Annotated in this window: 22 protein-coding genes; 10 read left to right on the top strand and 12 right to left on the bottom strand. The window is 71.0% G+C overall.

Going from position 1 to position 26,128, the window contains the following annotated elements; translation table 11 throughout:
* Window positions 1-34 precede the first annotated feature (34 nt).
* From AYL44_RS12015 to AYL44_RS11985, 7 genes are all read left to right on the top strand, one after another.
* Complete coding sequence (locus AYL44_RS12015) at window positions 35-343, top strand: GNAT family N-acetyltransferase (RefSeq protein WP_064003540.1); 309 nt, start codon at window positions 35-37, stop codon at window positions 341-343.
* A 4-nt stretch (window positions 344-347) separates the two neighbouring features.
* On the top strand, window positions 348-1,319 hold the full coding sequence (locus AYL44_RS12010) for a pirin family protein (RefSeq protein ID WP_064003539.1): 972 nt from the start codon (window positions 348-350) through the stop codon (window positions 1,317-1,319).
* Between the two features lie 45 nt (window positions 1,320-1,364).
* Window positions 1,365-1,916 (top strand): ECF transporter S component, encoded by a 552-nt coding sequence (locus AYL44_RS12005; RefSeq protein ID WP_064003538.1) that lies wholly within the window; start codon window positions 1,365-1,367, stop codon window positions 1,914-1,916.
* A gap of 35 nt (window positions 1,917-1,951) precedes the next feature.
* A complete protein-coding gene (locus AYL44_RS12000; RefSeq protein WP_064003537.1) occupies window positions 1,952-3,787 on the top strand; it encodes an ABC transporter ATP-binding protein in 1,836 nt (611 codons plus the stop codon).
* Window positions 3,784-4,587, top strand: a complete 804-nt coding sequence (locus AYL44_RS11995; protein ID WP_064003536.1) for an energy-coupling factor transporter transmembrane component T family protein — start codon at window positions 3,784-3,786, stop codon at window positions 4,585-4,587. The genes AYL44_RS12000 and AYL44_RS11995 overlap by 4 nt, the downstream gene beginning before the upstream one ends.
* A 157-nt stretch (window positions 4,588-4,744) precedes the next feature.
* Window positions 4,745-6,289, top strand: coding sequence for an APC family permease (locus AYL44_RS11990; protein WP_064003535.1), 1,545 nt, complete (start codon window positions 4,745-4,747; stop codon window positions 6,287-6,289).
* 19 nt (window positions 6,290-6,308) lie between these two features.
* A complete protein-coding gene (locus AYL44_RS11985; RefSeq protein WP_064003534.1) occupies window positions 6,309-7,553 on the top strand; it encodes a saccharopine dehydrogenase family protein in 1,245 nt (414 codons plus the stop codon).
* Window positions 7,554-7,633: 80 nt separating this feature from the next.
* Here the strand turns inward: AYL44_RS11985 and iolG are convergent, their stop codons facing one another.
* From iolG to iolC, 7 genes are read right to left on the bottom strand one after another with little or no spacing between them, the layout of a single operon-like run.
* Window positions 7,634-8,644: an inositol 2-dehydrogenase gene (gene iolG, locus AYL44_RS11980; RefSeq protein ID WP_064003533.1), complete on the bottom strand. Its 1,011-nt coding sequence runs from the start codon at window positions 8,642-8,644 to the stop codon at window positions 7,634-7,636.
* A 32-nt stretch (window positions 8,645-8,676) separates the two neighbouring features.
* Window positions 8,677-9,594, bottom strand: coding sequence for a sugar phosphate isomerase/epimerase family protein (locus AYL44_RS11975; RefSeq protein ID WP_064003532.1), 918 nt, complete (start codon window positions 9,592-9,594; stop codon window positions 8,677-8,679).
* A complete protein-coding gene (gene iolD, locus AYL44_RS11970) occupies window positions 9,591-11,516 on the bottom strand; it encodes a 3D-(3,5/4)-trihydroxycyclohexane-1,2-dione acylhydrolase (decyclizing) (RefSeq protein ID WP_064003531.1) in 1,926 nt (641 codons plus the stop codon). The genes AYL44_RS11975 and iolD overlap by 4 nt, the downstream gene beginning before the upstream one ends.
* The gene (gene iolB, locus AYL44_RS11965) at window positions 11,516-12,424 is read right to left on the bottom strand and encodes a 5-deoxy-glucuronate isomerase (protein ID WP_064003530.1); all 909 of its coding nucleotides are present in this window, start codon (window positions 12,422-12,424) and stop codon (window positions 11,516-11,518) included. Before iolB ends, iolD begins: the two co-directional genes overlap by 1 nt.
* Window positions 12,425-12,463: 39 nt before the next feature.
* Complete coding sequence (locus AYL44_RS11960) at window positions 12,464-14,002, bottom strand: CoA-acylating methylmalonate-semialdehyde dehydrogenase (RefSeq protein ID WP_064003529.1); 1,539 nt, start codon at window positions 14,000-14,002, stop codon at window positions 12,464-12,466.
* Window positions 13,999-14,916: a Cgl0159 family (beta/alpha)8-fold protein gene (locus AYL44_RS11955; protein WP_064003528.1), complete on the bottom strand. Its 918-nt coding sequence runs from the start codon at window positions 14,914-14,916 to the stop codon at window positions 13,999-14,001. The genes AYL44_RS11960 and AYL44_RS11955 overlap by 4 nt, the downstream gene beginning before the upstream one ends.
* Window positions 14,913-15,875, bottom strand: a complete 963-nt coding sequence (gene iolC, locus AYL44_RS11950; RefSeq protein ID WP_064003527.1) for a 5-dehydro-2-deoxygluconokinase — start codon at window positions 15,873-15,875, stop codon at window positions 14,913-14,915. The genes AYL44_RS11955 and iolC overlap by 4 nt, the downstream gene beginning before the upstream one ends.
* 151 nt (window positions 15,876-16,026) lie before the next feature.
* Between iolC and AYL44_RS11945 the strand changes: the two genes are divergently transcribed.
* Entirely contained in the window at window positions 16,027-16,788 is a 762-nt protein-coding gene (locus tag AYL44_RS11945; RefSeq protein ID WP_064003526.1) for a GntR family transcriptional regulator, read from the top strand.
* A 21-nt stretch (window positions 16,789-16,809) separates the two neighbouring features.
* On the opposite strand, the gene AYL44_RS11940 is transcribed toward AYL44_RS11945, so the two are convergent.
* Together AYL44_RS11940 and AYL44_RS11935 are read right to left on the bottom strand one after the other, a co-directional pair.
* On the bottom strand, window positions 16,810-18,159 hold the full coding sequence (locus tag AYL44_RS11940; RefSeq protein ID WP_064003525.1) for a CotH kinase family protein: 1,350 nt from the start codon (window positions 18,157-18,159) through the stop codon (window positions 16,810-16,812).
* A gap of 146 nt (window positions 18,160-18,305) precedes the next feature.
* Complete coding sequence (locus AYL44_RS11935; RefSeq protein WP_064003524.1) at window positions 18,306-19,469, bottom strand: acyl-CoA dehydrogenase family protein; 1,164 nt, start codon at window positions 19,467-19,469, stop codon at window positions 18,306-18,308.
* A 195-nt stretch (window positions 19,470-19,664) separates the two neighbouring features.
* Here AYL44_RS11935 and AYL44_RS11930 point away from each other — a divergent pair, with 195 nt between their 5' ends.
* Window positions 19,665-20,540 (top strand): AraC family transcriptional regulator, encoded by an 876-nt coding sequence (locus AYL44_RS11930; RefSeq protein WP_064003523.1) that lies wholly within the window; start codon window positions 19,665-19,667, stop codon window positions 20,538-20,540.
* Here AYL44_RS11930 and AYL44_RS11925 read toward each other — a convergent pair.
* A complete protein-coding gene (locus tag AYL44_RS11925) occupies window positions 20,531-21,481 on the bottom strand; it encodes a M15 family metallopeptidase (protein WP_231872795.1) in 951 nt (316 codons plus the stop codon). The two genes, AYL44_RS11930 and AYL44_RS11925, sit on opposite strands and share 10 nt — an antisense overlap.
* A gap of 96 nt (window positions 21,482-21,577) precedes the next feature.
* Between AYL44_RS11925 and AYL44_RS14610 the strand changes: the two genes are divergently transcribed.
* Window positions 21,578-23,674 carry an intein-containing Rv2578c family radical SAM protein gene (locus AYL44_RS14610; protein WP_064003521.1) on the top strand — a complete coding sequence of 699 codons (2,097 nt, stop codon included), beginning with the start codon at window positions 21,578-21,580 and terminating at the stop codon, window positions 23,672-23,674.
* Window position 23,675: 1 nt separating this feature from the next.
* Here AYL44_RS14610 and AYL44_RS11915 read toward each other — a convergent pair whose 3' ends face one another.
* A complete protein-coding gene (locus tag AYL44_RS11915; RefSeq protein ID WP_064003520.1) occupies window positions 23,676-24,101 on the bottom strand; it encodes a GNAT family acetyltransferase in 426 nt (141 codons plus the stop codon).
* A gap of 22 nt (window positions 24,102-24,123) precedes the next feature.
* Complete coding sequence (locus AYL44_RS11910) at window positions 24,124-26,088, bottom strand: DEAD/DEAH box helicase (RefSeq protein WP_064003519.1); 1,965 nt, start codon at window positions 26,086-26,088, stop codon at window positions 24,124-24,126.
* Window positions 26,089-26,128: the final 40 nt, after the last annotated feature.

The following is a 26,128-nucleotide window of genomic DNA, read 5'->3' as shown; positions in this document are numbered from 1 at the left end:
CATACGGTTGACCCACACGACAGAGGGGGTCCCCGTGGCACACGACGCCGCACCGACGGTCACGCGCAACGACGAGAAGAACCGCTACGAGATCCACGTCGACGGCGCGGTCGCCGGGTACACGCTCATCACGACCGACGACGCCCGTCGCACGGTCATGCCCCACACCAAGGTCGACCCCGCCTACAAGGGCCAGGGTCTCGGCAAGATCCTCGTCTCCGAGGCGCTCGCCGACCTCGCGCGACGCGACGCCGAGGTCGTCCCGACGTGCCCGTTCGTCGCCGGGTACCTCGAGAGCAACGACGTTCCCGGCCTCACCGTCGTCTCACCCGACGCGGAGTGACCCGATGACCCGCCTCGACGCCGATCCCACCGAGACCGTCGACGCCCCGGCATCCTGCGACGGCCCGCGTTCCGTCCTGCTGACCTCGCGCGAGGTGCCCCTCGGCGGGGTGCGGGGCATGCAGGTGCACCGCGCGCTGCCGCAGCGCGAGCTGCCGATGGTGGGGGCCTGGTGCTTCCTCGACCGGTTCGGGCCGCAGGTCACGACGATGCGTGTCGAGCCGCACCCGCACATCGGACTGCAGACGGTGACGTGGCCCTTCGCGGGCGAGACGCGGCACCGCGACACGATCGGCTCCGACGTCGTCATCAAGCGCGGACAGCTGAACATCATGACGAGCGGCGCCGGCATCGCGCACTCCGAGTACTCGATGGGCGACGAGCCGTCCGTCACCGACGCGCTCCAGCTCTGGGTGGCCCTGCCCGAGTCGCGCCGGCACGGCGGGCCGGACTTCGAGCGCCACACCGATCTGCCGATCGTCGAGCTCGGCGAAGGCGCGGCGGCCGTCGTCGTGGTCGGCGAGCTCGCCGGCATCCGCTCCCCCGCCACCATGTACACGCCCATCGTCGGCGCCGAGGTCTTCATCCCGGCCGGTGCCCGCATCCGGATCCCGCTGAACCCCGCGTGGGAGCACGCGATCGTCGGGGTCGACGGTGCGCCGCTCGTGCACTCCGCTGACGAGCCCGTCGCCCTCGGCGACAACGACCTGCTCTACCTCGGCGTCGGGCGCGAGCGGATCGAGATCGGCGCGCCCACCGACGTCACGGTGTTCCTGCTCGGTGGCGAGCCGTTCGAGAGCGACATCGTCATGTGGTGGAACTTCGTCGGGCGCAGCCACGAGGAGATCGTCGCCGCGCGCGACGAGTGGGAGGCGGACACCCCCCGCTTCGGGCACGTCGTCACCCACGGCGACGAGCGCATCCCGGCCCCGCCGCTACCCACCGTCCGACTGACGAAGCGGCGTCGTCGCGCCTGATTTTGCACGGCCGGGGCCCTCTCGGGCGCGGATAGCCTTGAATCCGTGACCCGCACACTCCTCTCGACGCGCGTGCTGCTCGTCTGCGCCGCGGTCGGAGTGGCGACGGGCCTGCTCGGCGGCGTCGCCGGAGCCATCACCCCGGTCGTCATCGCCGCAGCCCCCTGGGCCTACGGCCTCGTACTCGGGTCGCACGTGCTGCCGGGGATCATCGCGCAGCAAGTGTTCCGTCTGCCGCTGGTCGCCCTGACGACGCACGTGCTCGCCGCGCTCGTCGCGAGCGCCGTCAACCCGGCGTGGATCTGGCGGTTCCTCGGCACGGCACTGCTGTTCGGCGCGATCCAGGAGGGCGTCGCCGCGCTGACGCGGTACCGCTCGTGGGGGGCGTGGCGCTTCTTCGCCGCCGCTCTCGTCATCGGGGTCATCGTCGCGGGCTTCGTGTTCTTCGCGGCGAACCTCGGAAAGCTGCCGTCGTGGGCGCAGATCGCCTACCTCGTCATCGCACTCGCCGGTCCGGTCGTGTGGACGGCGGCCGGCCTCGGCGTGGGCGAGAGCCTGCGCCGCGCGGGCGTGGCGCGAGGAGTTAGGGCAGGCTAAGCTAAGGCCGACCCGCCCCCTCGTCTGGACCGTCCGTGAGCCCTGCCGCCTCCGACCCCACCACGGCGCAGGCGCCCCGCGACGACCGGCCGCCCACGCCGCTGCTGCGTGTGCGCGGCGTCGCGATCACTCACGAGGGAGCGGATGCCGCCATCCCGGCATCCGTCACGTTCGACATCGCCCCCGGCGAGGTCGTCCTGCTGCTGGGACCCAGCGGTTCGGGCAAGTCCACCCTCGCCCTCGCGACCAACGGCCTGATCCCGCAGGCGGTGCCGGCGACCCTCACCGGCGAGGTCGCCGTGCGCGGATTCGCCGCGGCCACGACGCCCGTCGCACAGCTCGCGGCGCACGTCGGCATGGTGTTCCAGGACCCCGACGCGCAGCTGATCACCGGCACGGTCTTCGACGACGTCGCCTTCGGCCCCGAGAACCTGCGGATGCCGGTGGCCGACGTCCTCGCGCGCACCGAACGCGCGCTGCGCCAGGTCGGCCTGTGGGAGCGCCGTGGCGAGAATCCGGACCGGCTGTCCGGCGGCGGCAAGCAGCGCTTGGCGATCGCGTGCGCGCTGGCGATGGGGTCGGAGCTGCTGGTCCTCGACGAACCCACCGCGAACCTCGACCCGGCCGGCATCGAGGACGTCTACGACGCGCTGCGCGCGGTCGCCGCCGAGGGTCGCTCGATCCTGCTGGTCGAACACAACCTCGACGCCGCCATCGGCCTCACCGACCGCGTCGTCGTGCTCGATGCGGAGGGCCGCACGGTCGCCGACGGCACCGTCGACACGGTGCTGCGGGGCCGCGCCGAGGAGCTCGAGGCGATCGGCGTCTGGCTCCCGTACTCGACGATGGCCGCCCTGGCCCTGCGGCGGGACGGGTGGGACCTCCCCCGCACGCCGCTGACCCCGGCGGAACTCACCGAGGCGCTCGAGTCGGCCGCGGCACCGGTGCCGTACTCAGTCTCGACTGATGCGCGCACGGTGCCGGGGGCCGCATCTCCGCAGCATCTCGCCGCGGAGGCGCGCACGTCGACCGCGCAGAGACTGAATGCGGAACACGGCGTGACGAAACGCGCGGCGGTCGAGGTGCGCGGGCTCACCCTTCGGCGCGGGCGGCGCACCGTGCTGCACGACGTCGATCTGACGGTGCGGGCGGGCGAGTTCGTCGCCGTCGTGGGAGCGAACGGCGCCGGCAAGACGACGCTCGTACAGGCGATGGCGGGGGTCATCCCGCCGCCGCGCGGCACGGTGCGGGTCGACGGGGTCGACGCGGCGCGCACCGGCCTGCGCGAGTTGTCGCGCCGGATCGGCTTCGTCTTCCAGAACCCCGAGCACCAGTTCATCGCGCACACGGTCTTCGACGAGCTCGCGCACGGCCTGCGCGGACGCGGCCTCGGCGACGACGAGATCCACGCGCGCACCACCGCGATGCTCGAGCGCTTCGGCCTCGAGGGCAAGGCCGACGTGCACCCGTTCCTGCTGTCGGGCGGCCAGAAGCGGCGCCTCTCGGTCGGGACGGCGCTCATCGCGGGAGCCCCGATCCTCGCCCTCGACGAGCCGACGTTCGGGCAGGACCGCGCCCGCGCCGACGAGCTGCTGCGGCTGCTGCGCGACCTCAACGAGGCGGGCACGACGATCGTCGTCGTCACGCACGACATGCAGTTGGTTGCCGAGTACGCGCATCGCACGGTCGTCGTCCACGACGGTCGGATCCGAGCGGATGCCGCCACCGCCGACGTGTTCGCCGACGAGACGCTCCTGCGCGAGAGCGGTCTGCGCCGCCCGGCGCTGCAGGAGGCGCTGCGGGGCGTGACGCGGCATCCCGCACTCGCCGGCGTGACCTCACTGCGCGACCTGGGCGGAGGCGCGTCGTGACCGCCGTCGCCGATCCCTACACCGGCGCCCCCGCCCGGGGCCTGCTCGGCCGCATCGGCCCGCTCGCCAAGCTCGCGGCTCCCCTGCCGGCGATGGTGGCCCTCGTCTTCTCGCGCGATCTGGTCACCCCGCTCGTCTTCCTCGCGATCGCGTACCTCGTGATCCTCATCGGCACCCGCGTGTCGGTGCGGGTCGCGGCGCTGCTGCTTCTCGGCATCCCGATCGGAGCGTCCGTGATCGGTCTGTCGCTGGGACTGTGGGTCGACCGGGATCTCGTCGACGGCACCGCGCCGATCCTCTCGGTCGGATCCTGGACCCTGTACTCCGGCGCCGTCGAGGTCGGGCTCGCGACGGGGGCGCGCCTCGCGGCGATCCTCGCGCTCGGGCTCATCGCGGGGCTCACGACCACGGGCCCCGACCTCGTCCGCGCGACCGTGCAGCAGCTGCGTGTGCCCTACCGCATCGGTTACGCCGCGCTCGCGGCGATCCGGTTCGTGCCGCGGTTCGGGTACGAGCTCGAGGTGATCCGGCAGGCGCACCGTGTGCGCGGCGCGCACGGCGGGCGCGGACCGTTCGCCGCGATCGCCCGCTGGGCGGGTTACGTCGTGCCGCTGCTGGCCGGCGCGATCCGGCACGCCGAGCGGGTGGCGCTCGCGATGGACGCCCGAGCGTTCGGCGCCCACCGCGACCGCACCGAGCGGTACCTGCTGCCGTGGCGGGCGCGCGACACCGTGTTCGTCCTCGTCTTCTGGGTCGCGTCCGCCGCGATCCTGACCGCACTGTTCCCCTGGGGCATGTGACCTACCCCTCGGAGGCCGTCCCCGCGGCCTGACACCGGGTCTCGTGCGGCGTGGAACGCCGGTGCTAGGGTGAGGCCACTTCCCGCTCAGGACGGCGACGGTGCCGCCCGGGTACCCGGCCGCGGGAAGGCGGATCGCTTTCCCTGAGGAGGTCGGCGTGACCACGACGCCTGTGCATCTGACCCGTCCGGACGGCAAGGGCCTCGCGCGCGGCACCCTGGGTCTGTGGGGCTCGACCGTCATCGGCCTCGCCTCGACCGCACCGGTGTATTCGCTCGTCGCGACGCTCGGCTACGTCGTCCTCGCCGTCGGGGGGCAGGCGCCGATCGCGTTCGTGATCGCCTTCATCCCGATGCTGCTCATCGCCTTCGCCTACCGCGAGCTCAACAACGACGTGCCAGACTGCGGCACGACGTTCACGTGGGGGACGAAGGCGTTCGGCCCATGGGTGGGCTGGATGGGCGGGTGGGGCGTCGCGATCGCGGGCATGATCGTGCTCGCGAACCTCGCGCAGGTCGCCTCGATCTATTTCTGGGCCCTCCTCGGTCAGGAGTTCGAGGAACCGAACGACTGGCGGATCGTCCTCGTCGCGGTCGCCTTCATCGCCGCGATGACGTACGTGTCGTGGCGCGGTGTCGAGATCGGCGAGCGCATCCAGAACGTGCTGCTCGGCATCCAGTACCTCGCCCTCATCGTCTTCGTGATCGCGGCGCTCACCCAGTTCTTCTCGGGCTCGGCTCCGAACCCGACTCCGTTCGACTGGCAGTGGCTGAACCCGTTCGCCTTCGGCGAGTGGGGCGGGTTCATCGAGGCGATCCTGCTCGCGATCTTCATCTACTGGGGGTGGGACACCTGCCTCGCCCTCAACGAGGAGACGAAGGACCCCAAGCGCATCCCGGGCCTCGCCGCCCTCCTGACCTGCGTGCTGCTGCTGGTCACCTACGTCTCGGTCACGATCGCGGCGATGATGTACGCCGGCATCGGCGAGGACGGCACGGGCCTCGGCAACGTCGACAACGCCGACGACTTCTTCCTCGCGATCAAGGACGGCCTGCTCGGCCCGTGGGGCTGGCTGCTGGTGGTCGCCGTTCTCATCTCGGCGGTCTCGTCGACGCAGACGACGATCCTCCCGACGGCGCGCGGCACGCTCGCGATGGGCGTGTACCGCGCCCTACCGGCGAAGTTCAAGGACGTCCACCCGCGCTACAAGACGCCGTCGTTCTCGACCCTCGTCATGGGCATCGTGGCGAGCGTCTATTACGTCGTCATGACCTCGCTCAGCGACGCGATCCTGCAGGACACGATCCTCTCGCTCGGCCTCGCGATCGCGTTCTACTACGCCATCACCGGGTACGCCTGCGTCTGGTATTTCCGCAAGGACCTGTTCCGCTCCGCGCGCGACACCTGGTTCAAGGGCGTGTTCCCGCTCGGCGGCGCGCTCATGCTGACCTACGCCTTCATCCAGTCGGCGATCGACATGCTCAGCCCCGACTACGGCTACTCGGGCACGCTGCTCGGCGTCGGGTCGACGTTCGTCGTCGGCATCGGCGCGCTCGGCCTCGGCGTCGTGCTCATGCTCGTGTGGTTCCTCTTCCCGCGCTCGAAGCGGTTCTTCCGCGGCGAGAGCCTCAACCGCGAGACCCCCGTGCTCGTCCCCGACGACACGAGCACCCTCCCCCGCTCCATCGACGGCGGCATCTGACCGCCCGGAAGGACCCCGCATGCGCATCCTCATCATCGGCGCCGGCGGCGTCGGCAGTGCCGCCGCCCGCATCCTCCGCCGCCGCGACTTCTTCGAGGCCGTCGTCATCGCCGACTACGACCCGGCCCGCCCCGAAGCGCTCGTGGCGGAACTCGGCGACGAGCGGTTCGCCGCGGCGCAGGTGGATGCCTCGAGCGCCGAGTCCGTGGCATCCCTGATCCGCGAGCACTCCGCCACCCATGTGCTGAACGCCGTCGACCCGCGGTTCGTCATGCCGATCTTCGACGGCGCCTTCGCGGCCGGCGCGACGTACCTCGACATGGCGATGAGCCTGTCGCAGCGGCATCCGGAACGCCCCTACGAAGAGGTGGGCGTCAAACTCGGCGACGCGCAGTTCGCCAAGGAGCAGGAGTGGAAGGATGCGGGGCGCCTGGCGCTCGTCGGCATCGGGGTGGAGCCGGGCCTGTCGGACGTCTTCGCCCGCTACGCGGAGGACGAGCTGTTCGACGAGATCGACGAGCTGGGGGTGCGCGACGGGGCGAACCTGGTCGTCGCCGGGTACGACTTCGCGCCGTCGTTCTCGATCTGGACGACGATCGAGGAGTGCCTGAACCCGCCGGTCGTCTACGAGGAGGGCAAGGGCTGGTACGTCACCGAGCCGTTCAGCGAGCCCGAGGTGTTCGACTTCCCCGACGGCATCGGTCCGGTCGAGTGCGTCAACGTCGAGCACGAGGAAGTGCTCCTCATGCCGCGGTGGACGAAGGCGAAGCGCGTCACGTTCAAGTACGGCCTCGGTGACGAGTTCATCGAGGTGCTGCGGGTGCTGAACAAGCTCGGCCTCGACAAGACCGAGCCGCTGTCGGTGAAGGGTGTGCAGGTCTCGCCGCGCGACGTCGTGGCGGCGGCCCTGCCCGACCCCGCCACGATCGGCGACAAGATGAGCGGCAAGACCTGCGCGGGCGTGTGGGTGACCGGCACCGGCAAGGACGGGAAGCCCCGCTCGACGTACCTCTACCACGTGGCCGACAACGAGGAGACGATGCGCGAGGACAACTCGCAGGCCGTCGTCTGGCAGACCGCGATCAACCCCGTCATCGCCCTCGAGCTGCTCGCTCGCGGCACATGGTCGGGGACGGGCGTGCTCGGTCCCGAGGCGTTCGACGCGAAGCCGTTCCTCGAGCTGCTCGCGGCGCCGAAGCCCGAGGGCTACGGCTCGCCGTGGGGCATGCGGGAGCAGCCGCATGCCGTCGCGTCCGAGGCCTGAGCCGCGGGAAGCACGTCGAGGTCCCGATCCGGCCGGGAAAGATCGGCGGATCACCGGCGCGATCGGGACCTCGACGCGGGTCAGGTGAGGTCGACCTCGACGGTGACGCCCTCGGTCGCGGAGCGCTGCGCGGCATCCGCGAGCAGCAGCGCTGCGCGGCCGTCGTCGAACGTCGGGCTGGCCGACTCCTCACCGCGCACGAGCTTCAGGAACTCCGCCAGTTCGGCGCGGTACGAGGGGGTGTAGCGGGTGACCATGGATGCCTCGAACGGCGCACCTGCGGCGACGCCGTTCGCGTTCGAGAGGCTCACGAGGCTCGTGCCCTGGTTCGCGACGGTGAGGTCGCCCTCGCTGCCGTAGGCCTCGATGCGCTGGTCGTAGCCGGTCGTGCTGTGCCGCGAGTTGATGATCGTGACGAGCGCGCCGGATGCCGACTTGAGGATCGCCGTGGTCGTGTCGAAGTCGCCGTGCTGCTGTGCGCCGTCGTCGAAGGTCGTCGTGCCGAACGCGGTGACCGCGACGATGTCGGGCAGGAAGAAGCGCGCCATGTCGAAGTCGTGGATCGTCATGTCGCGAAAGATGCCGCCCGACACGGCGACGTAGGCCGCGGGCGGGGCGGCCGGGTCGCGGCTGATGATCGTGAGCTGCTCGAGGCGGCCGATCTCGCCGGCCGCGACGCGGGCCCGCGCGGTGTGAAACCCGGGGTCGAAGCGGCGGTTGAACCCGAGCGCGACGGGCACGCCCGCGGCGGCGACGACGGGCCGCAGCTCTTCGACGCGGCTGATGTCGAGGTCGATCGGCTTCTCGCAAAGGACCGGGATGCCGGCCTCCACCGCGGCGCGGATGAGGTCGACGTGCGTCGGGGTCGGCGACGCGACGAGCACGGCGTCGACCTCGCCCGAGGCGAAGACCTCGGCGGGGTCGGTCGTGGTCTTGCCGCCGTACTGCGCCGCGAGGCGCTCGGCCCCGTCGATGAACGGGTCGGCGATCCATGCCAGTTCGGCGTCGGGGGATGCGGCGATGCTCGCGGCGTGCACCTGGCCGATGCGTCCGGAGCCGAAGAGTCCGAAGCGGACGGGAGAGGCGGTCATGTCGTTCCTGTTCTCGGGGGGGGGAAGGCGGGTCACACCCAGGCGCGGAGCGCGTCGCGGTTCGTGGCCTGATCGGCGGAGCGGGCCGTGACGAACGCGTCGAGGGCGACGTCGGGGCCGTTGAGCACGTCCTGCTCGACGACGACCCAGCCCTCGTACCCGCGCGCGTCGAGGGCGGTCAGCACCGAGGCGAGGTCGATGTCGCCCTGGCCGAAGGCGACGAACGAGCCGCCCGACCAGACCTCCGGCATCCCTCCGCCGGCGGCGAGCACGCGGCGGAGCGCGGTCAGGTCGACGTCCTTCAGGTGCAGGTGGTTGATCCGGTCGCCCCAGCGCTCGACGGCGGCGAGCGGATCACCGCCCGCGATGAACAGGTGCCCGGTGTCGAGGGTCAGGTCGACGTCGGTGTCGGCGAGGAACCGGTCGATCTCGTCGGGCGACTCGACGAACGTCCCTGCATGGTGGTGGAACGTCGGCTCGAACCCGGCCTCGCGGACGACGGCCGCGGCGCGGGCGACGTTGTCGGTGAGGCGGCCCCAGGCATCCGCGTCGAGACGGTCGACCTCGGCGCCGCGACCCGGGGCACCGCGTCGGAGCGCGGACCCGTCGTCGGCGAGGGTCGGCAACGGCAGCGGACCCGTGCCGGCCTCGGCGCCGACCGAGAACTGCCGGAGCGCGGCGCGCAGGTCGGGGAGGGCCGCCGCGAAAGCCTCGTCGTCCGAGAACGGCAGCTGCACCCAGCCGCCGGCCAGCGCCATGCCGAAGCGGTCGAGGCGGGCGCGCAGGGCCGCGTCCTCGCCCAGGAAGCCGAGCGGCCCGAGGTCGATGCCCGCGTAGTCCGCGGCGGCGAGAGCCTCCATCATCGAGTCGGGCGAGATCGTCTCCGCGCCCTCGGGCGTCAGCTCGAACACGCCGAAGCTGACCGGGGCGCCGGCGACCGTCGCCTTCATCGGGCACCCCCGCCGAGGAGCGGGCGCTGCGCGGCGCGTTCGCCGACGTAGGCCTCGCGGGCCTGCTGCGTGGACTCGATGGTCGACACTTCCGGGACGGGCACGTCCCACCACCCGGCGCCATCGGGCGCGTAGACGAGCGGATCGCTGTTGATGTGGATGAACGTCGACCGGTCGGATGCCTTCGCGGCGGCGACGGCGGCGGTCAGGTCCGCCGCGGCATCCGGTCCCTCCGCGATCTCGACGACGTCCATGCCGTAACTGCGGGCGTTCATGGCGAGGTCGACGGGGAGGACGTCGCCGTTCTGGAAGTTCTTCGCCGCGGGGTCGTACGTGCGGTACTGCGTGCCGAAGCGCTGCGACCCGACCGTCTCGGACAGGTGGCCGATCGAGGCGAAGCCGTGGTTCTGGATGAGGACGACGATGATCTTGATGCCCTCGGCGACCGCCGTGACGAGCTCGCTGTTGAGCATCAGGTACGACCCGTCGCCGACCATGACGATGACGTCGCGGTCGTCGCCCGACGCTTCGAGGCCGCGCTTCGCGCCGAGGCCGCCGGCGATCTCGTACCCCATGCACGAGAAGGCGTACTCGACGTGGTAGCCGAGCGGGTCGCGCACGCGCCACAGCTTGTGCAGGTCGCCGGGGAGCGACCCCGCCGCCTGCACGATGACGTCGCGCGGGTCGGTCGCGGCGTGCACGGCGTGGATGATCTCGGGCTGGCCGGGGCGGTCGGTGCCCGAGGGTGCGAACGCGGCGTCGACGATCTCGTCCCACTCGGCCTTCTGCCGCGCGATCCGCTCGGCGTGGTCGGCCGTCACGCGGAAGCCCTCGAGCTCGCGACTCAGCGCGACGAGCGCCTCGCGGGCGTCGGCGATCACCGGCAGCTCGGACCCGTGCTTGTACGCGTCGAAGGCGGCGACGTTGATGTTGACGAAGACGACGTCGGGGTTCTGGAACGCGGTCCGCGAGGCGGTCGTGAAGTCGCTGTAGCGGGTGCCGATCCCGATGACGACGTCGGCCTCGGCGGCGAGCCGGTTGGCCGCGAGCGAGCCGGTCGCGCCGACGCCGCCGAGGTACTGCGGGTGGTCCCAGGCGAGGGAGCCGCCGCCGGCCTGGGTCGTGCCGACGGGGATGCCGGTGGCCTCGACGAACGCGCGGAGCTGCTCCTCGGCCTCGGAGTAGATCACCCCGCCGCCCGCGACGATGAACGGCTTCCGCGCCGAGCGGATCGCGGCGACCGCGCGCTCGAGCGGGCCGCGCTCGGGGAGCGGACGCCGGATGTGCCACTCGCGGTCCTGCAGGAACTCGATCGGCACGTCGAGCGCCTCGGCCTGCACGTCCTCGGGGAGGGCGATCGTGACCGCACCGGTCTCGGCGGGATCGGTCAGCACCCGCATCGCGGCGAGCGCGATCGAGTACAGCTGCTCGGGCCGCTGCACGCGGTCGAAGAACTTCGACAGCGGCCGGAACGCGTCGTTGACGGTGAGCCCGATGTCCCACGGCTGCTCGAGCTGCTGCAGCACGGGGTCGGCGACGCGGGTCGCGAACGTGTCGCTCGGCAGCAGCAGGGCGGGCAGGCGATTGGTCGTGGCGAGGGCGGCGCCGGTGAGCATGTTGGCCGCACCCGGACCGACGGATGCCGCGGCGGCATACGTCCCGCGGCGGCGGTGCATCCGCGCGTAGCCGACGGCCTGGTGCACCATCGCCTGCTCGTTGCGGGCCTGGTGGTACGGCATGAGGTCGGGGTCGTGCACGTTCAGCTGCGTGAGCGCCTGACCGATGCCGGCGACGTTGCCGTGGCCGAAGATGCCGAAGACCCCGGGGATCGTGCGCTCGCGCACGTCGCCGTCGACGGTCCACTGGTGGGCCAGGAACTCGATGAGCGCCTGGCTGACCGTCATCCGCTTCGTCTCTGCCATCAGGATCGGCCTTCCTCGGTCGGGTACGGGAGTCGCGGATCGATGCCCTGATCCGCCCAGGTGTCGCGGACCCACGCGTGCGCGGGGTCGTCGCTGATGAGCCACGCGCGGTCGGGGTCGGGCCCGGCCATCACGTTGAGGTAGTAGAGGTCGTACCCGGGGGCGGCGACGGCCGGACCGTGGTACCCGTAGGGGACGAGGGCGATGTCGCCCGTGCGGACCATGGCGTTGATGTCGATCTCGCCGGCGGGCGACGAGTAGGTGCTGAACATCCCGAAGGCGGTGTCGGCGGATGCCGCGGACCCTGTCGCCGGCGCGGACTCGAAGTAGTAGATCTCCTCGAGGCGCGACTCGTGACCGGGGACGTGCTCGTCGTGCTTGTGCGGCGGGTACGACGACCAGTTGCCCTCGGGGGTGACCACTTCGCAGACGATCAGGCGGTCGGCATCCAGCGCCTGCGGCGTTCCGAAGTTGTGCACCTGGCGGCTCGACGCACCCGCGCCGCGGAGTTCGACGGGGGTCTCGGCGGCGGCGATGTGCCGCCAGGGACGACGGACGGATGCCGGGGCCTCCGCGACGGCCACGCGACCGCGGCCCGTGAGAGTCGCCGTCCGCCCGACCGGCAGGTACAGCACGTCGGTCGGCCCGTCGAAGACCGACCGCCGGCCCTGCAGCCGCGTGTGCGCGCGGTCATCGCCCTCGGCGTGAGCGACCTCGAACGACCCGGCCAGTGGCACGATGATGCGCTCGACGTCGGTCTCGGTGAGTTCCACGCGGTCGCCTTCGCCGAGGTCGGCGACACGGATGCCGGTGTGCTGCCAGCCGGGGGTGTCCCGTCCGACGACGCTCTCCCAGCCGTCCGCGGCGAGGTCGCCGCGGCGATGGAACCAGGTGTTCTCGATGCTCATCTTCGCGCTCTCGGGATGCCGCCGCCGGGCGGCGTGCGATCAGGTGTTCTGGGGGAAGCCGAGGTTGATGCCGCCCTGGTCGCCGAGGGCTCGCGTGGCGGGGTCGAGCCACCGGCTGGTGATCGCCTTCTCACGGGTGAAGAAGTCGAACCCGTGGACACCGTACGCTTTCGCGTCGCCGAACAGCGACTTCTTCCACCCGCCGAACGAGTGGTACGCGACGGGGACGGGGATGGGCACGTTGATGCCGATCATCCCGACCTGCACCTCGGACTGGAACCGGCGCGCGGCACCGCCGTCGTTGGTGAAGATCGCGGTCCCGTTGCCGAACTCGCCGGAGTTGATGAGCGCGAGACCCTCGTCGTAGCTCGCGACGCGGACGACCGACAGGACGGGCCCGAAGATCTCCTCCGTGTACGCCTTCGACGACGTCGGGACGTGGTCGAGCAGCGTCGGGCCGAAGAAGAAGCCGTCCTCGTGCCCGGCAACCGTGAAGCCGCGGCCGTCGACGACGACCGTCGCGCCGTCGGCTTCGGCGATGTCGACGTAGGACGACACCTTGTCGCGGTGGACGTCGGTGATCAGCGGGCCCATGTCCGGCTCGACGCCGTCCTGGCCCGCACCGTTGCCGATCCGCAGCTTCGCGATGCGCTCGGTGACCTTCGCGATCAGCTCGTCGGCGACCGGCTCCACCGCGAGGACGACGCTGATCGCCATGCACCGCTCGCCCGCCGCGCCGAAGCCGGCGTTGACGGCCTGGTCGGCGACAAGGTCGAGGTCGGCGTCGGGGAGGACGAGCATGTGGTTCTTCGCACCGCCGAGGGCCTGCACGCGCTTGCCGTTCCGCGACGCGGTCTCGTAGATGTACTGGGCGATCGGGGTCGATCCGACGAACGAGATCGACTGCACGACGGGGCTGTGGAGCAGCCCGTCGACGGCGAGCTTGTCGCCCTGGAGCACCGTGAACACGCCGGCCGGGAGCCCCGCCTCCGCCCACAGCTCGGCGAGCCACAGTGCGGCCGACGGGTCCTTCTCGCTCGGCTTCAGCACGACGGCGTTCCCCGCCGCGATCGCGATCGGCGCGAACCACAGGGGCACCATGACGGGGAAGTTGAACGGCGAGATGACACCGACCACACCGAGCGGCTGCTTGATCGAGTAGACGTCGATCCCCGTCGATGCGTTCTCGGAGTAGGCGCCCTTGATGAGGTGCGGGAATCCGGTCGCGAGCTCGACGACCTCCTGACCGCGGAGGATCTCGCCCATCGCGTCCGAGACGACCTTGCCGTGCTCGGCCGTGATGATGTGCGCCAGTTCCTGCTTGCGCGCGTTCAGCAGCTCGCGGAACGCGAACAGCACCGTCTGACGCTTCGCGATCGAGAAGCCGGACCACACCCGGAAGCCCGCCTCGGCGGCGGCGATGGCCTCATCGATCTCGGCCTGGTCGGCGAGCGCGACCTCGGCCTGCACCGACCCGGTCGCCGGGTTGTAGACCGGCGCGGTCCGCCCGCTCGTCGAGGCGCGGTGCGCCCCCGCGATCCAGTGGCCGATGACGCGGTTCTCGGAGGAGGTGCTCATGACTGTTCCTTCGTGAGGAGGGAGGAGTGGACGAGACCGGCGGCGATGTCGACCGCTGCTGCGGTGTCGCCGTCGGGCGGGTAGAGGAGGGTGCGACCGACGGTGAGTCCGCGGACGCCGGGCAGCGCGAGCGCGTCCTGCCACGATGCGAACGTCTCGTCGGGGTCGTCGCCCGAGTCGCCGCCGAGCAGCAGGGTCGGCAGGGTCGTGGCCGCCATGACGCGTTCCATCTCGGGCACGACCGGCAGCTTCATCCAGGTGTACGCGCTGGACCCGCCGAGGCCCGCCGCGATCGCGACCGAGAGGATGACGGCGTCGGTGGACAGGTCGTTGACGATGCGCCCGTCGCTCCACGTGCTCATGAACGGCTCGAGCATGATCGGGATGCCGGCCCCCGCCGCCGCGGTGACGGCACGGGCCGTCGCCTCGAGGGTCGACGCGGTGGCCGGATCGGCGAGGTTGATGCGGACGAGGGCCTTCGCGAAGTCGAGGTTCGCCGCGACCATCGACGGCACGTCGTAGGCGCCGTACCGGTCGTCCATCTCGAAGTCCGCGCCGCGGAGTCCGCCGCGGTTCATCGACCCGACGACGATCTTGTCGTCGAGGAGTCCGAGCGCGGCGAGGTCGTCGATGATGTCGGGCGTGCCCAGCACCCCGTCGACGCCCGGTCGGCTGAGTGCGATGGCGAGGCGCTCGAGCAGTTCGTGGCGGTCGGCCATGGCCGTGGCATCCGCTCCGACCGCGAGGGCGCCGCGGGCCGGGTGATCGGCCGCGACGATGAACAGCCGGCCGTCGCCGGAGTCGAGGTGACGGCGGGTGCGGGTCGCGACGGCGTGGCGGATCGCCTCGGGGTCGAACGCGCGCAGCTCGCGCAGTCGCGCGAACGCCTCCTCGGTGATGACTCGATCGCTCATGCCGCGCCCCCCGCGTCCAAGATCGCCTCGACCTCTGCGGCCGTCGGCATCGCCGTCGAACATTCCAGCCGCGACGCGACGATCGCGCCGGCCACGTTGGCGAAGCGCAGGATGCGCTCCAGGCTCCACCCGCTCAGCAGACCGTGGCAGAGCGCACCGCCGAACGCGTCGCCCGCTCCCAGCCCGTTGACGACGTCGACGAGGTACGGCGGAGCCACCACGGTCTCGTCGCGGGTCTTCGCGAGGACACCGTCGGGGCCCTGCTTGACGATCGCGAGCTCGACACCGCGTTCGAGCAAAGCGTCGGCCGCGCGCATCGGTTCGGTCTCGCCGACGGCGACCTCGCACTCCTCGCGGTTGCCCACGGCGATCGTGACGTGCTCGAGCGCGGCGGACACCTGCGCGCTCGCCTCGGCGGGGTCGGGCCAGAACATCGGCCGGTAGTCGAGGTCGAGGATCGTGTGGCGCGCACGGCCGCGGCGCCGCAGCGCGTCGAGCTGGGTCGACCGGCTGGGCTCCTGGCTGAGACCCGTGACCGTGGACCAGAAGATGGATGCCCCGGTCAGCACGTCGCTCGGCAGCTGATCCGGCGTCACCTCGAGGTCGGGGGCCTTGGGCTCTCGGTAGAAGTACAGCGGGAAGTCGTCGGGCGGGAAGATCTCGCAGAGGGTGATCGGCGTCTTGTACGTGCCGTCGACGGCGACGAGGGCGGGGTCGACGTCGAGCCGGTCGAGTTCGGCGCGCAGGTAGCGACCGAACGGGTCGTCACCGACCCGCGAGACGAGGGCGACGTCGTGTCCGTAGCGAGCGGCGGCGACGGCGACGTTGGCCGCGCTCCCCCCGAGGAACTTGCCGAACGTCGAAACCTCTTCGAGTCCGACACCCGTCTGCAGCGGGTAGATGTCGACGCCGAGTCGTCCGAGGGAGAGGACGTCGGGAGCAGCGGCGCGAGCGGTCATCCGGCAGCGTGGCCTCGGGTCGCAAACATGTCCTAACAATATCACATAGGAAAATCCGTGACGAGGGCCGGTGAGCCGTTAGCCTGACACGTGATGTTGTCGGTACAAAGGCCGGCGACACCCGTCATCCATCGGAAGGAGCGTGAGGGCTGTGGTCGATGCCGACACCTACTGGCCCGCCGAACTCTTCGCCGATCTCGATCGCACCGGTCCCGTCCCGCTCTACTTCCAGGTGTCCAGCCGGCTCGAGGCCGCCATCCACTCCGGAGCCATCCCCCCGGGCGGACGGCTCGAGAACGAGATCGCGATCGGCCAGCGACTGGGGCTGTCGCGCCCGACCATCCGTCGCGCGATCCAGGAGCTCGTCGACAAGGGGCTGCTCGTGCGCCGGCGCGGCATCGGCACGCAGGTCGTGCAGGGTCAGGTCACCCGCGCCGTCGAACTGACGAGCCTCTACGAGGACCTCAAGAACACCTCGCACGTCCCCGCGACGCGTGTGCTGGGGCACGAGGTCGTCCCGGCCTCCGAGATCGTCGCGAAGAGTCTCGGCCTCACCCCGGGCGACGACGTCGTCTTCGTGCGCCGGCAGCGCAGCACCGACGGCGTCCCCGTCGCGGTGCTCGAGAACTACCTGCCGTCGGAGTTCGCCGACATCACCCGTGAGCAGCTCGAGGAGCACGGCCTCTACGAGATCCTGCGCGCGCGGGGCGTCACCATCCGCGTCGCGAAGCAGAAGATCGGCGCGCGCAGCGCCCGGGGCGACGAGGGCGAACTGCTCGACATCGACTCCGACGGCCCGGTCCTCACGATGGAGCGAGTCGCCTTCGACGACTCCGGCCGGGCGTTCGAGTACGGCCACCACTGCTACCGCCCCGACCTCTACAGCTTCGAGACGACGCTCGTCGCCAAGTAGGCCCGCCTCACGCCGCCGAGGTCAGTCCGCGAGTCGTTCGAAGGATGCCGTCAGGTCCGCGGCATCCGCGGCGATCACGTCGGCGTCGACCAGGTCGCCGGCACCGGTCACGAGCGCATCCGACCAGGTCTGGACGATGTCCTCCGCGGCGCCCGAGCCGTAGAAGAGATCCTTCAGCTCCTCGAGCTCGCTCTCGTAGAGCGCGTGGAAGTCCTCGTCGGCGAGAAAGCGCGAGGCGAGGATGTTCGAGCCGCCGCGACCCCCACCGCCGCCCATCTGCGCGCCGGCGTCGGGTCGGGTCGGCCGATCCGCTCGGGCGTCGCCCTCGGGCGCTGCCGCGTCACCACGGTCGGGGGCTGCCGCGTCGCCAGGGTCGGGCATCGCCATCCCGTCCCCGCCGGCACCGCCCGCGCCGACACCGCCCGGCGACGCGCCGAAGGCGAGATTGAGATCCCAGTTGACGACGGTCATCAAGCCGGTGTCGGCGTCGTAGGCGAGGTAGGAGTTGTTCCCCGGCCCGTCGATGTCGTCGAAGTTGTCGACGACATCCTGGAACGCGAGGTAGGTCGCGAACTCGTTGACGTCGAGGTGCTCCGACAGTTCGGCGCTGAACGTCTCGTCGTCGGAGTCGTTGATGAATTCCAGGAAGGAGATGAGCGGGGTGAGGTCGTCGTCACCCGCCTCCTGGTCGAAGATGTCCGTGTACGACTCCGGGTCGTCGCCGCGGTACGAGTAGTCCCCGCCCGACTCGGCCTTGTACAGCGCGGTCGCGCCGAGAGTGGAGTCGTTCCAGCTGTCGCCCGGGTTCTCGACGACCAGGCGCAGCGCGGTCGACCCCGCGATCGTGAACCGTGTGGCAGCGGCCTGTTCGCTGGCGAGGCCGGCCAGCTCGAGCAGGTCGAGCGCGACGGCTTCGTTCAAGGCGGTCTCGGAACTGTTCCCCCGGACGACGAACTCGGTGATGCCCTCGTGGTTCTGGCCGTCGACGAACTTGTCGAGCCGGATGATCCACGGGATGCCGCTCGGGTCGTCGTCGCTCGTGACGCTCTTCAGCGACGAATTGCCCTTCAGCTTCAACCCTGCGCCCTCGTAGACCTCGCCGTCGATCGTGACGGTGGCCTCGATCCATTCCTTGTCCCCGGTGCTCTCGTACGTCTCGAGCAGCTCGGCGAGCGCGTCGTCGTCCACGTCGACCGAGATCGAGTGGACGGTGGAGGAGTCCCAGAAGCTGGCCGTCGAGGTTGAGAGACGCGCGGCATCCGTTTCCCCCTCGCTCTCGTCGGTGGCGGGGGCGACGCACCCCGCGAGGACGACGGCTCCCACCGAGACGAGAGCGAGCGAAAGAGTGAGGCGGAGATGTCGAATGCGCATGCGCCGATCCCACCCCGCCGTCCTTAACCGCGCCTAAGACGCGGCTAACGACAGCATTCGGGTTGATCGCCTCGCGCCGGCGAGGTCCCGATCGGGCCGGGTAACCGCGCAGGTTCTCCGGCCCGATCGGGACCTCGGTCGTCGGGTCAGCGCTTACCGGCGATCCGGCGCGACACGATGTCGCGCATGATCTCGTTCGTGCCGCCGTAGATGCGGTGGACGCGGGCGTCGAGGAAGGCGCGGGCGATCGGGTACTCCATGATGTAGCCGTAGCCGCCGTGCAGCTGGACGCAGGCGTCGAGCACCTCCCACTCGCGCTCGGTGGCCCAGAACTTGACCTGGGCGGCATCCTCGGCGGACAGCTTGTTCTCGCCGTAGAGGGTGATCGCGCGGTCGACGTAGGCCCACAGCGCGTCGACCGTCGTCACGAGGTCGGCGAGGGTGAAGCGGGTGTTCTGGAAGTCGATGATCCGCTGACCGAAGGCCTCGCGGTCCTTCGTGTACGCGACCGTCCATTCGACACCGGCCTGCGCGGCCGCGGCGCCCGCGACACCGATCGACAGGCGCTCGAGCGGCAGGTTCATCATGAGCTGGATGAATCCCTTTCCCTCTTCGCCGCCGATGAGGTTCGCGTCGGGGACGAAGACGTCGGTGAAGCTGAGCTCGGCCGTGTCGTGGCCGTGGAAGCCCATCTTGTGCAGCTTCTTACCGTGGTCGAAGCCCGCCATGTCGGCCTCGAGCAGCAGGAGCGAGAAGGCGTCGGGCCGGTTGCCCTCGCCCGTCTTCACGAACACGACGAAGATGTCGGCGGTGGCGCCCGACGAGATGAAGGTCTTCGCGCCGTTGACGATGTAGCCGCCGTCGGTCTTCTTCGCGGTCGTCGAGATGCCGCGGAGGTCCGATCCCGCACCGGGCTCGGTCATCGCGAGCGCGCCGATGACTTCACCGGTCGCCATGCGGGGAAGCCAGGTCTCCTTCTGCTCCTGCGTGCCCATGTGCACGAGGTAGGGCACGGCCAGGTCGTCCTGGATGCCGAAGGCGCCCGCGAGCGATCCCGCACCGGCCCGGATGACCTCTTCATTGACGATCGTGCGGAAGCGGTAGTCCTGCAGCATCCCCGCGCCGCCGAACTCCTCCGGCACGCTGAGCCCGATCACACCGGCCTCGCCCGCCGCGCGCATCGTCGCCCGGTCGATCTCGCCGGCGGCATCCCACTGTTCGCGCTTCTCGTTGGTGACGTAGCGCTTGATGAACTCCTTGACGACGTCGCGGAACGCTTCGTGGTCCTCGTCGTAGATGTTCCGCTCCATGTGCGGACCCCCTTCGTGTCGGCGCGACGCTGCGCTCGTGGGCGGCGTCGCCACCGTCCACTGTACGCGCGCCGTGGGATCGGATGCCAGGGCGAGCGCGACTGAGTTCCGCGACGCGGCATCCGATCTTTCCGGTCCGCAGAAGTCGGGCGCACGCGCGGCGAGAAGATGAGAGTGGATGCCGGAGGGAGACGCATGATCACCGCACTCACCCGCGTCGTCGAACACATCGAGGCGCACCTCGGCGAAGAGCTCGACGTCGCCGGAGTCGCCCGCGCGCACGGTACGACCGAATACCACCTGCGTCGGATGTTCTCGTCGCTGGTGGGCATGCCGTTGTCGGAGTACGTCCGGCGTCGGCGGATGACGGTGGCGGCAGCCGAGCTCGTCGGCGACGAGGAGATGCTGACGATCGCGGTGCGCTACGGGTACGGCTCGACCGAGGCGTTCGCCCGTGCGTTCCAGGCGGTGCACGGCGTCGCTCCGTCCGTCGCCCGACGCGACGGCGGCCCCCTCCGCACACAACCGCAGCTCAGGTTCCGCCTGACCGTAGAAGGGAGCATCCCTATGGACACCCGCATCACCGACCGACCCGCCTTCCGCCTCGTCGGCCACGCCGCCCGCGTGCCGCTTATGCACCGCGGGGCGAACCCCGCCATCCAGGCGCACATCGCCGCGCTGCCCGCGACGGAGCACGCGCGGCTGAAGGACCTCAGCGACACCGATCCCGCCGGCCTGCTGCAGGTGAGCGCCGACGTCGACCCGGACTACACCGAGGGCAGCGAGCTGACGTACCTGCACGGGGTCGCCCGCGCACTCGACAGCTCCGTGCCCGACGACCTCGACGTCGTCGAGGTTCCGGCGGGCACGTGGGCGGTGTTCCGCACGAGCGGCCCCTACCCCGACGCGCTGCAGACGACGTGGGCGGCGACGGCGACCGACTGGTTCCCGGCGAACCCGTGGCGGTTGCGCCTCGGACCCTCGATCGTCGCGGTGCTCGACCGGGCCGAGGACTTCTCGACCGCGACGTGCGAGCTGTGGCTCCCCGTGGAGCGCGAGCCTCAGCCGTAGTCGGGGGCGGGCTCGAGCCCGAAGAACTCCTCGAGGGTGTGGAAGCCGCCGTCGGCGTACGCGGCGGCCAACTCACGGCCGATGAACCGCAGGTGCCACGGCTCGGCGGAGTAGCCCGTCGTCGCGGTGCGTCCCTCCTCGTAACGGACGATGAAGCCGTACCGCCAGGCGTTCTCGGCGATCCAGTCCGACTGCGGGGTGCCGCCGAAGCCGTCATGGTCGCCGCATCCGGAGTCGCATGCCACGACGTCCACGGCGAGTCCCGTCTGGTGCTCGCTGTGGCCGGGGCGTGCGCTCCGCAGGTCGGCGGCCGCCTTGCCGCGCATCGAGACGTAGCGGTTGTACGTGTCGACCTGGAAGTCGTAAGGACGGAACCCGCTGCTCACCCCGATCGTGCCCGCCGCGGCCCGCACGTCGGCCGAGAGCTCGTCGAGCGCCGCGGCCGTCTCGTCGAGCAGCCACCCGCCCGCCACGATCCGGGTGTCCTGCGGACGCGCCTGCGGTCTGGGCCAGTAGTCGACCGGATCGAGGGGATGCCGCTTGTTCGCGACCACCCAGAGGCGCCCCGCCTCGTGCAGGTCGACGCAGGGGGCTGCGCCGTCGGCGATCGCCGCGCGGAACGGTTCGGCGCCGCCGAACGCGGCGATCACGTCGCGGTCGGAGCCGTTCTCGAGCGCCGCGGTCACGGCATCCGTTTCGCACAAGGCCGGCTCGGCCTCGGGGGTCTCCGGCGTCGGCGTCGGTGTGCTCGCCGGCGCGGACGAGGGCGGAGCGGGGGTGGATGCCGGTTCGGCGACGGCGTCGTCGGGGGCGAGGGCGCGCGGGAGGACGACGGCGAGGGCGATGACGAGCGTCGCGACGAGGGCGAGCAGGACGACCGCGCGGCGCTGGCGTCGCCGACGGAGCACCCGCCGCCTCGCGGCGCTCCTCGACTCTGACACGTGACCATTGTCCCAGGCCGGGGAGTGCGTCCTCGATGTTCTATTCTCCCGCGCGCGGCATTGACTCATTGCTCGTATATGTGTTCGACTGGGGAGATGCGGTGGCAGGGGCAGGACATCTCGACGGTCGATGAGGCCGCCCTGCCCGGGCTCGAGTCGATGGGCGGTCTCGTCCGGTCGGTGATGACGCCGGAGTTCGCCGGGATGACGTTCCACGAGGTGGTCGCGAAGTCCGCGCTGAACCACGTGCCGAGCGGTTCCGCGATGCCGTTCTCGTGGACGGTGAACCCGTACCGGGGCTGCTCGCACGCGTGCACGTACTGCCTGGATCCCGAGACCCTGGTCATGACGGCTGAGGGTCGACACAAGCGACTTGGGGACGTGCGCGTCGGCGAGGACCTGATGGGGACGCGCGTGGACGGTGCGTACCGGCGCTACGTCCCCACGACGGTGCGCGCCGTCTGGCCCACCCGGAAAGCGGCCTACCGGATCACCCTCGCCGACGGGACGGAGATCATCGCGAGTGGCGATCATCGGTTCCTGACCGAGCGCGGATGGAAGCACGTGACGGGGACGACATCGGGCGCCGGTCGTCGTCCGCATCTGACCACGGGGAATCGTCTGCAGGGGTTCGGGATGGGCGCCCCGCGCGCGCAGAGCGCCTTCGTCGCCGACCCCGACTTCGAACGGGGATACCTCAGTGGGATGATCCGCGGCGACGGGATGATCTTCCATGGCACGTACACCGACGCGAAGCGGGTCCGGGTCATCCACCGATTCCGCCTCGCGTTGGCGGATGTCGACGCGTTGGACCGGACTCGGCGCTTCCTGGAGCGGGCAGGAGTTCTCACGCACGAGCGAGCGTTCACTCCGGCGACGGACGTGCGGCGGCAGATGACGGCGATCCACACGGCACGGCAGGCCGATGTCGAGACGATCGAGACGCTGATCGCCGAACCCACCGCGCCCTCGTCCGCCTGGAGGGCGGGATTCCTCTCCGGCATCTTCGATGCGGAGGGCTCGTGCTCGCGCGGCATCCTCCGCATCGTCAACACGGACGAGCGGCTGCTCGAGACGGTGTCGACCTCGCTCGACCACTTCGGGATCGGCTTCATCCGCGAGCCTGTGCGACCCAGCGGGGTGACGGCGATCCGCGTGACCGGCGGGCTGCCCTCGCGGGATCGCTTCTTCCGGATCACCAGCCCCGCGATCACGCGGAAACTGTCGATCGTGGGCGCGGCTGTCAAGACCGCGACCGATCTGACGGTGATCTCGATCGAGGACGTCGGGGTACGCGATCTCGTCGACATCTCCACGGACACCGAGGACTTCATCGCCGCCGGGGTGGTCAGCCACAACTGCTTCGCCCGCAACACGCACACCTACCTCGACCTCGACGCCGGGGCCGACTTCGACTCGCAGATCGTCGTGAAGGTGAACGTGGCGGAGGTGCTCGCGCGGGAGCTCGCCAAGCCGTCGTGGCGGCACGAACCGGTCGCCCTCGGGACGAACACCGATCCCTACCAGCGGGCCGAGGGCCGCTACCGGCTGATGCCGGGCATCATCGACGCCCTCGCCTCGAGCGGCACGCCGTTCTCGATCCTCACGAAGGGCACGCTGCTGCGCCGCGACCTGCCGCAGCTGACGGATGCCGCGACCCGCGTCCCGATCCACATCGCCATGTCGATCGCGATCCCCCACGAACCGTTGCGCCAACTCCTCGAGCCGGGGGCACCGTCGTTCCAGGCACGGCTCGACACCGTGAAGGCCGCGACGGACGCCGGCTTCTCGGTGACCGTGTTCCTCATGCCGATCGTGCCGCGCCTGACCGACGGGATCGACGTGCTCGACGACGCGATCGCGCGGATCGCGGCATCCGGTGCGCGCCGGGTCGTCTTCGGCGCCCTGCACCTGCGACCCGGCGCGAAGGAGTGGTTCTGGCAGTGGCTGGAACGCGAGTGCCCGGACCTCGTGCCGGCCTACCGCGGCCTGTACCCGGGCGTCTCGGTCTCGGCGCCGAACGAATACCGCTCCTGGCTGTCCGCGCGGGTGCGTCCGCTGCTGCGGAAGCACGGACTGCACGGCAGGCTCGAAGAGGAGGACGCTCCCCCGCGCGGGCCCGGTCCGGTGCGGACCACGGGTCCGGTCATGAAGACGGCGACGCGCGAGCAGGCGGCCGCGATGCTCTTCTGACTCAGTCGTCGGGGATGAGGCGCTTGCCGAGGACGGAGGTCGCGTCGCGGGCGTAGCCGATGCCTTCGTAGAACTCCGCGACCGCGTCGTTGCCCTCGCGGACCATGAGCATCACCTTCGGGCAGCCGAGCGCTTCGAGCCGTCGCTCCGCCTCGGCCACCAGCATCCGCCCGATCCCCTCGCCGCGCCGGTCGGATGCCGATGCGAGGTAGTACAACCAGCCGCGGTGTCCGTCGTACCCGGCCATGACCGAGCCGACGACGCGATCGCCGGCCACCGCGACGAGCAGCAGGTCGGGCCATACCGCGCGGGCACGCGCGATGTCGCGGTGCGGGTCGTTCCACGGGCGGGTCAGGCCGGCGTCGTGCCACAGGGACACGACCGCGTCGACGTCGGGATCACCGAGCGGGCGGATGACGAGCGGCATCCGCCCACCCTAGTGACAACGCTCAGGCGTCGACGTTCGCGGCCTGACGACCCGTGATCTCCTCGAGCACGTCGTCGCCGATGCGCGCCTCGTCGAAGGGCGCATCGATCTCGGCGCGCTCGAGCATCTCGGTCATGCGCCGACGACGCTGGCGCGTGATGAGCGTCACGACCGTGCCGGCGCGACCGGCGCGACCGGTGCGACCCGAACGGTGCGTGTACGTCTTGTACTCGTCGGGGGCGTCGGCCTGGACGACCAGGTCGATGTCGTCGACGTGGATGCCGCGCGCCGCGACGTCGGTCGCGACGAGCACGTTCACCTTGCCGTCGGTCAGACGCTGCAGGTTGCGGGTGCGCTTGGCCTGGTTGAGGTCGCCGTGGAGGGCGACGGCGGCGATCCCGGCATCCTCGAACTGCTCCACGAGCATCTCGGAGTACGCACGGGTCCGCGTGAAGACGAGCGTCTTGCCGTCGCGGTCGACGAGCGAGGTGAGGATCTCGGCCTTGTCGCGGTGGTCGATCACGAGGACGCGGTGGTCGATCGTGCTGGTCTCCTGCGTCTCGCCCGCAACCTCGTAGACGGCCGGGTCCACGAGGAACTCGTCGACCAGAGCAGCGACCTCGCGGTCGAGCGTGGCGGAGAAGAGCAGCTTCTGCGCGTCGTCCTGCACGAGGCGGAGGATCCGCTGCATCGGCTCGAGGAAGCCCAGCTCGCTCATGTGGTCGGCCTCGTCGAGGACGACGATCCCGACCTCGGACAGGTCGAGCTTGCCCTGCTTCTCGAGGTCCTCGATGCGGCCCGGGGTGCCGATGACGATGTCGACGCCCTTCTTCAGCGCGCCGACCTGGCGGCCCTGCGGGACGCCGCCGTACACCTGCGTCGTGAAGAGGCCGACGCTCTGCGCGAGCTCCTGCACGGTGCGGTCGATCTGCAGGGCGAGCTCGCGCGTCGGCGCGAGGATCAGCGCCTGCGGCGAGCGGCCCCACGCACGGCGCTTGCCGGCCTGGCCGCGCAGCACGCGCTCGACGAGCGGAGCACCGAAGGCAATCGTCTTGCCCGAGCCGGTGCGGCCACGGGCGAGGACGTCACGGCCCTCGAGGATCGGACGGACGGTGGCCGCCTGGATCGGGAACGGGCTCGTGGCGCCGAGACCTTCGAGGGTGCGCACGATGTTCTGGCCGAGCCCGAGGTCGGCGAACGACGCCTGCTCGACGGAGGCCGCATCCACCGCTTCGGCCTGGAGCCGCTCGTGCACGACGTCGACGTGCTCCTGGTGCGCCTTCGACTTCTCCGCGGCGTTCCAATCCGACCGGTTCGCGCGCTCGTCGCGGCGGGGCCGCTCGTCCCGGCGGGGCCGGTCGTCCCGGCGGGGTCGGTCGTCGAACGAACGCGCGGGGCGGTCGGCGCGGTCGAAGCGCGGGCGCTCGGGACGGCCAGTACCGCGGAAATCGCGTGCGTCACGGCCGTTTCCGGCGTCACGAGGGGCGCGGCGGTCGGAATCTCCGCGGTCGTTGCCACGGTCGGCGCGGTCGAAGCGGGGGCGCTCGGTCCGGTCGAACCGCGCACGATCGTCGCGCTCGGGGCGGCCGTAACCGCGGACATCCTGCCCATCCCGACGCGAATCGGCCCCACGGGGGCCCCGACGATCGACATCTCCGCGGTCGTTGCCGCGCTCGCGGTCGAAGCCGGGGCCACCGGCGCGGTCGAAACGCGGGCGCTCGCCGCCGGCGGCGCGGTCGCCGCGGGCGTGCGAGCGGATGCCGCGGGCCTCGGCCCGGCCGGCGCGGTCCTGCTCGGTCCAGCGGCCCTTCGCGGGTGCCGACTCCTCGGCGGCGCGGAAGCCGCGGTGCTTGGGGCTCTTGCTGCCGGCGGTTCCGGCGGAGGCCTGGCCGGGGCGGCGCTTGGCGTCCTGGTAGGAGGTCTTCTTGCCGTAGCGGGGCTCGAAGTTCTGCGCGCGGCCGCCGGCCGGCTTCTTGTTCTTGGGCATGCGTGTGCTTTCTGGGTTCTCGCACGAAACAGCGCCGTGC

It is taken from the genome of Microbacterium oleivorans (assembly GCF_001644225.1).
Taxonomy (GTDB): domain Bacteria; phylum Actinomycetota; class Actinomycetes; order Actinomycetales; family Microbacteriaceae; genus Microbacterium; species Microbacterium gawkjiense.
The sequence above is the reverse complement of the archived record's forward strand: the minus strand, read 5'-3'. Positions and strand labels throughout refer to the sequence as shown.

Bases quoted from the DNA above. Each gene is read 5' to 3' on its own strand.
- AYL44_RS12010 (WP_064003539.1), top strand. From the start codon at position 348: ATGACCCGCCTCGACGCCGATCCCACCGAGACCGTCGACGCCCCGGCA.
- AYL44_RS11985 (WP_064003534.1), top strand. From the start codon at position 6,309: ATGCGCATCCTCATCATCGGCGCCGGCGGCGTCGGCAGTGCCGCCGCC.
- iolG (WP_064003533.1), bottom strand. From the start codon at position 8,644: ATGACCGCCTCTCCCGTCCGCTTCGGACTCTTCGGCTCCGGACGCATC.
- AYL44_RS11975 (WP_064003532.1), bottom strand. From the start codon at position 9,594: ATGAAGGCGACGGTCGCCGGCGCCCCGGTCAGCTTCGGCGTGTTCGAG.
- iolD (WP_064003531.1), bottom strand. From the start codon at position 11,516: ATGGCAGAGACGAAGCGGATGACGGTCAGCCAGGCGCTCATCGAGTTC.
- iolB (WP_064003530.1), bottom strand. From the start codon at position 12,424: ATGAGCATCGAGAACACCTGGTTCCATCGCCGCGGCGACCTCGCCGCG.
- AYL44_RS11960 (WP_064003529.1), bottom strand. From the start codon at position 14,002: ATGAGCACCTCCTCCGAGAACCGCGTCATCGGCCACTGGATCGCGGGG.
- AYL44_RS11955 (WP_064003528.1), bottom strand. From the start codon at position 14,916: ATGAGCGATCGAGTCATCACCGAGGAGGCGTTCGCGCGACTGCGCGAG.
- iolC (WP_064003527.1), bottom strand. From the start codon at position 15,875: ATGACCGCTCGCGCCGCTGCTCCCGACGTCCTCTCCCTCGGACGACTC.
- AYL44_RS11940 (WP_064003525.1), bottom strand. From the start codon at position 18,159: ATGCGCATTCGACATCTCCGCCTCACTCTTTCGCTCGCTCTCGTCTCG.
- AYL44_RS11935 (WP_064003524.1), bottom strand. From the start codon at position 19,469: ATGGAGCGGAACATCTACGACGAGGACCACGAAGCGTTCCGCGACGTC.
- AYL44_RS11930 (WP_064003523.1), top strand. From the start codon at position 19,665: ATGATCACCGCACTCACCCGCGTCGTCGAACACATCGAGGCGCACCTC.
- AYL44_RS14610 (WP_064003521.1), top strand. From the start codon at position 21,578: ATGCGGTGGCAGGGGCAGGACATCTCGACGGTCGATGAGGCCGCCCTG.
- AYL44_RS11915 (WP_064003520.1), bottom strand. From the start codon at position 24,101: ATGCCGCTCGTCATCCGCCCGCTCGGTGATCCCGACGTCGACGCGGTC.
- AYL44_RS11910 (WP_064003519.1), bottom strand. From the start codon at position 26,088: ATGCCCAAGAACAAGAAGCCGGCCGGCGGCCGCGCGCAGAACTTCGAG.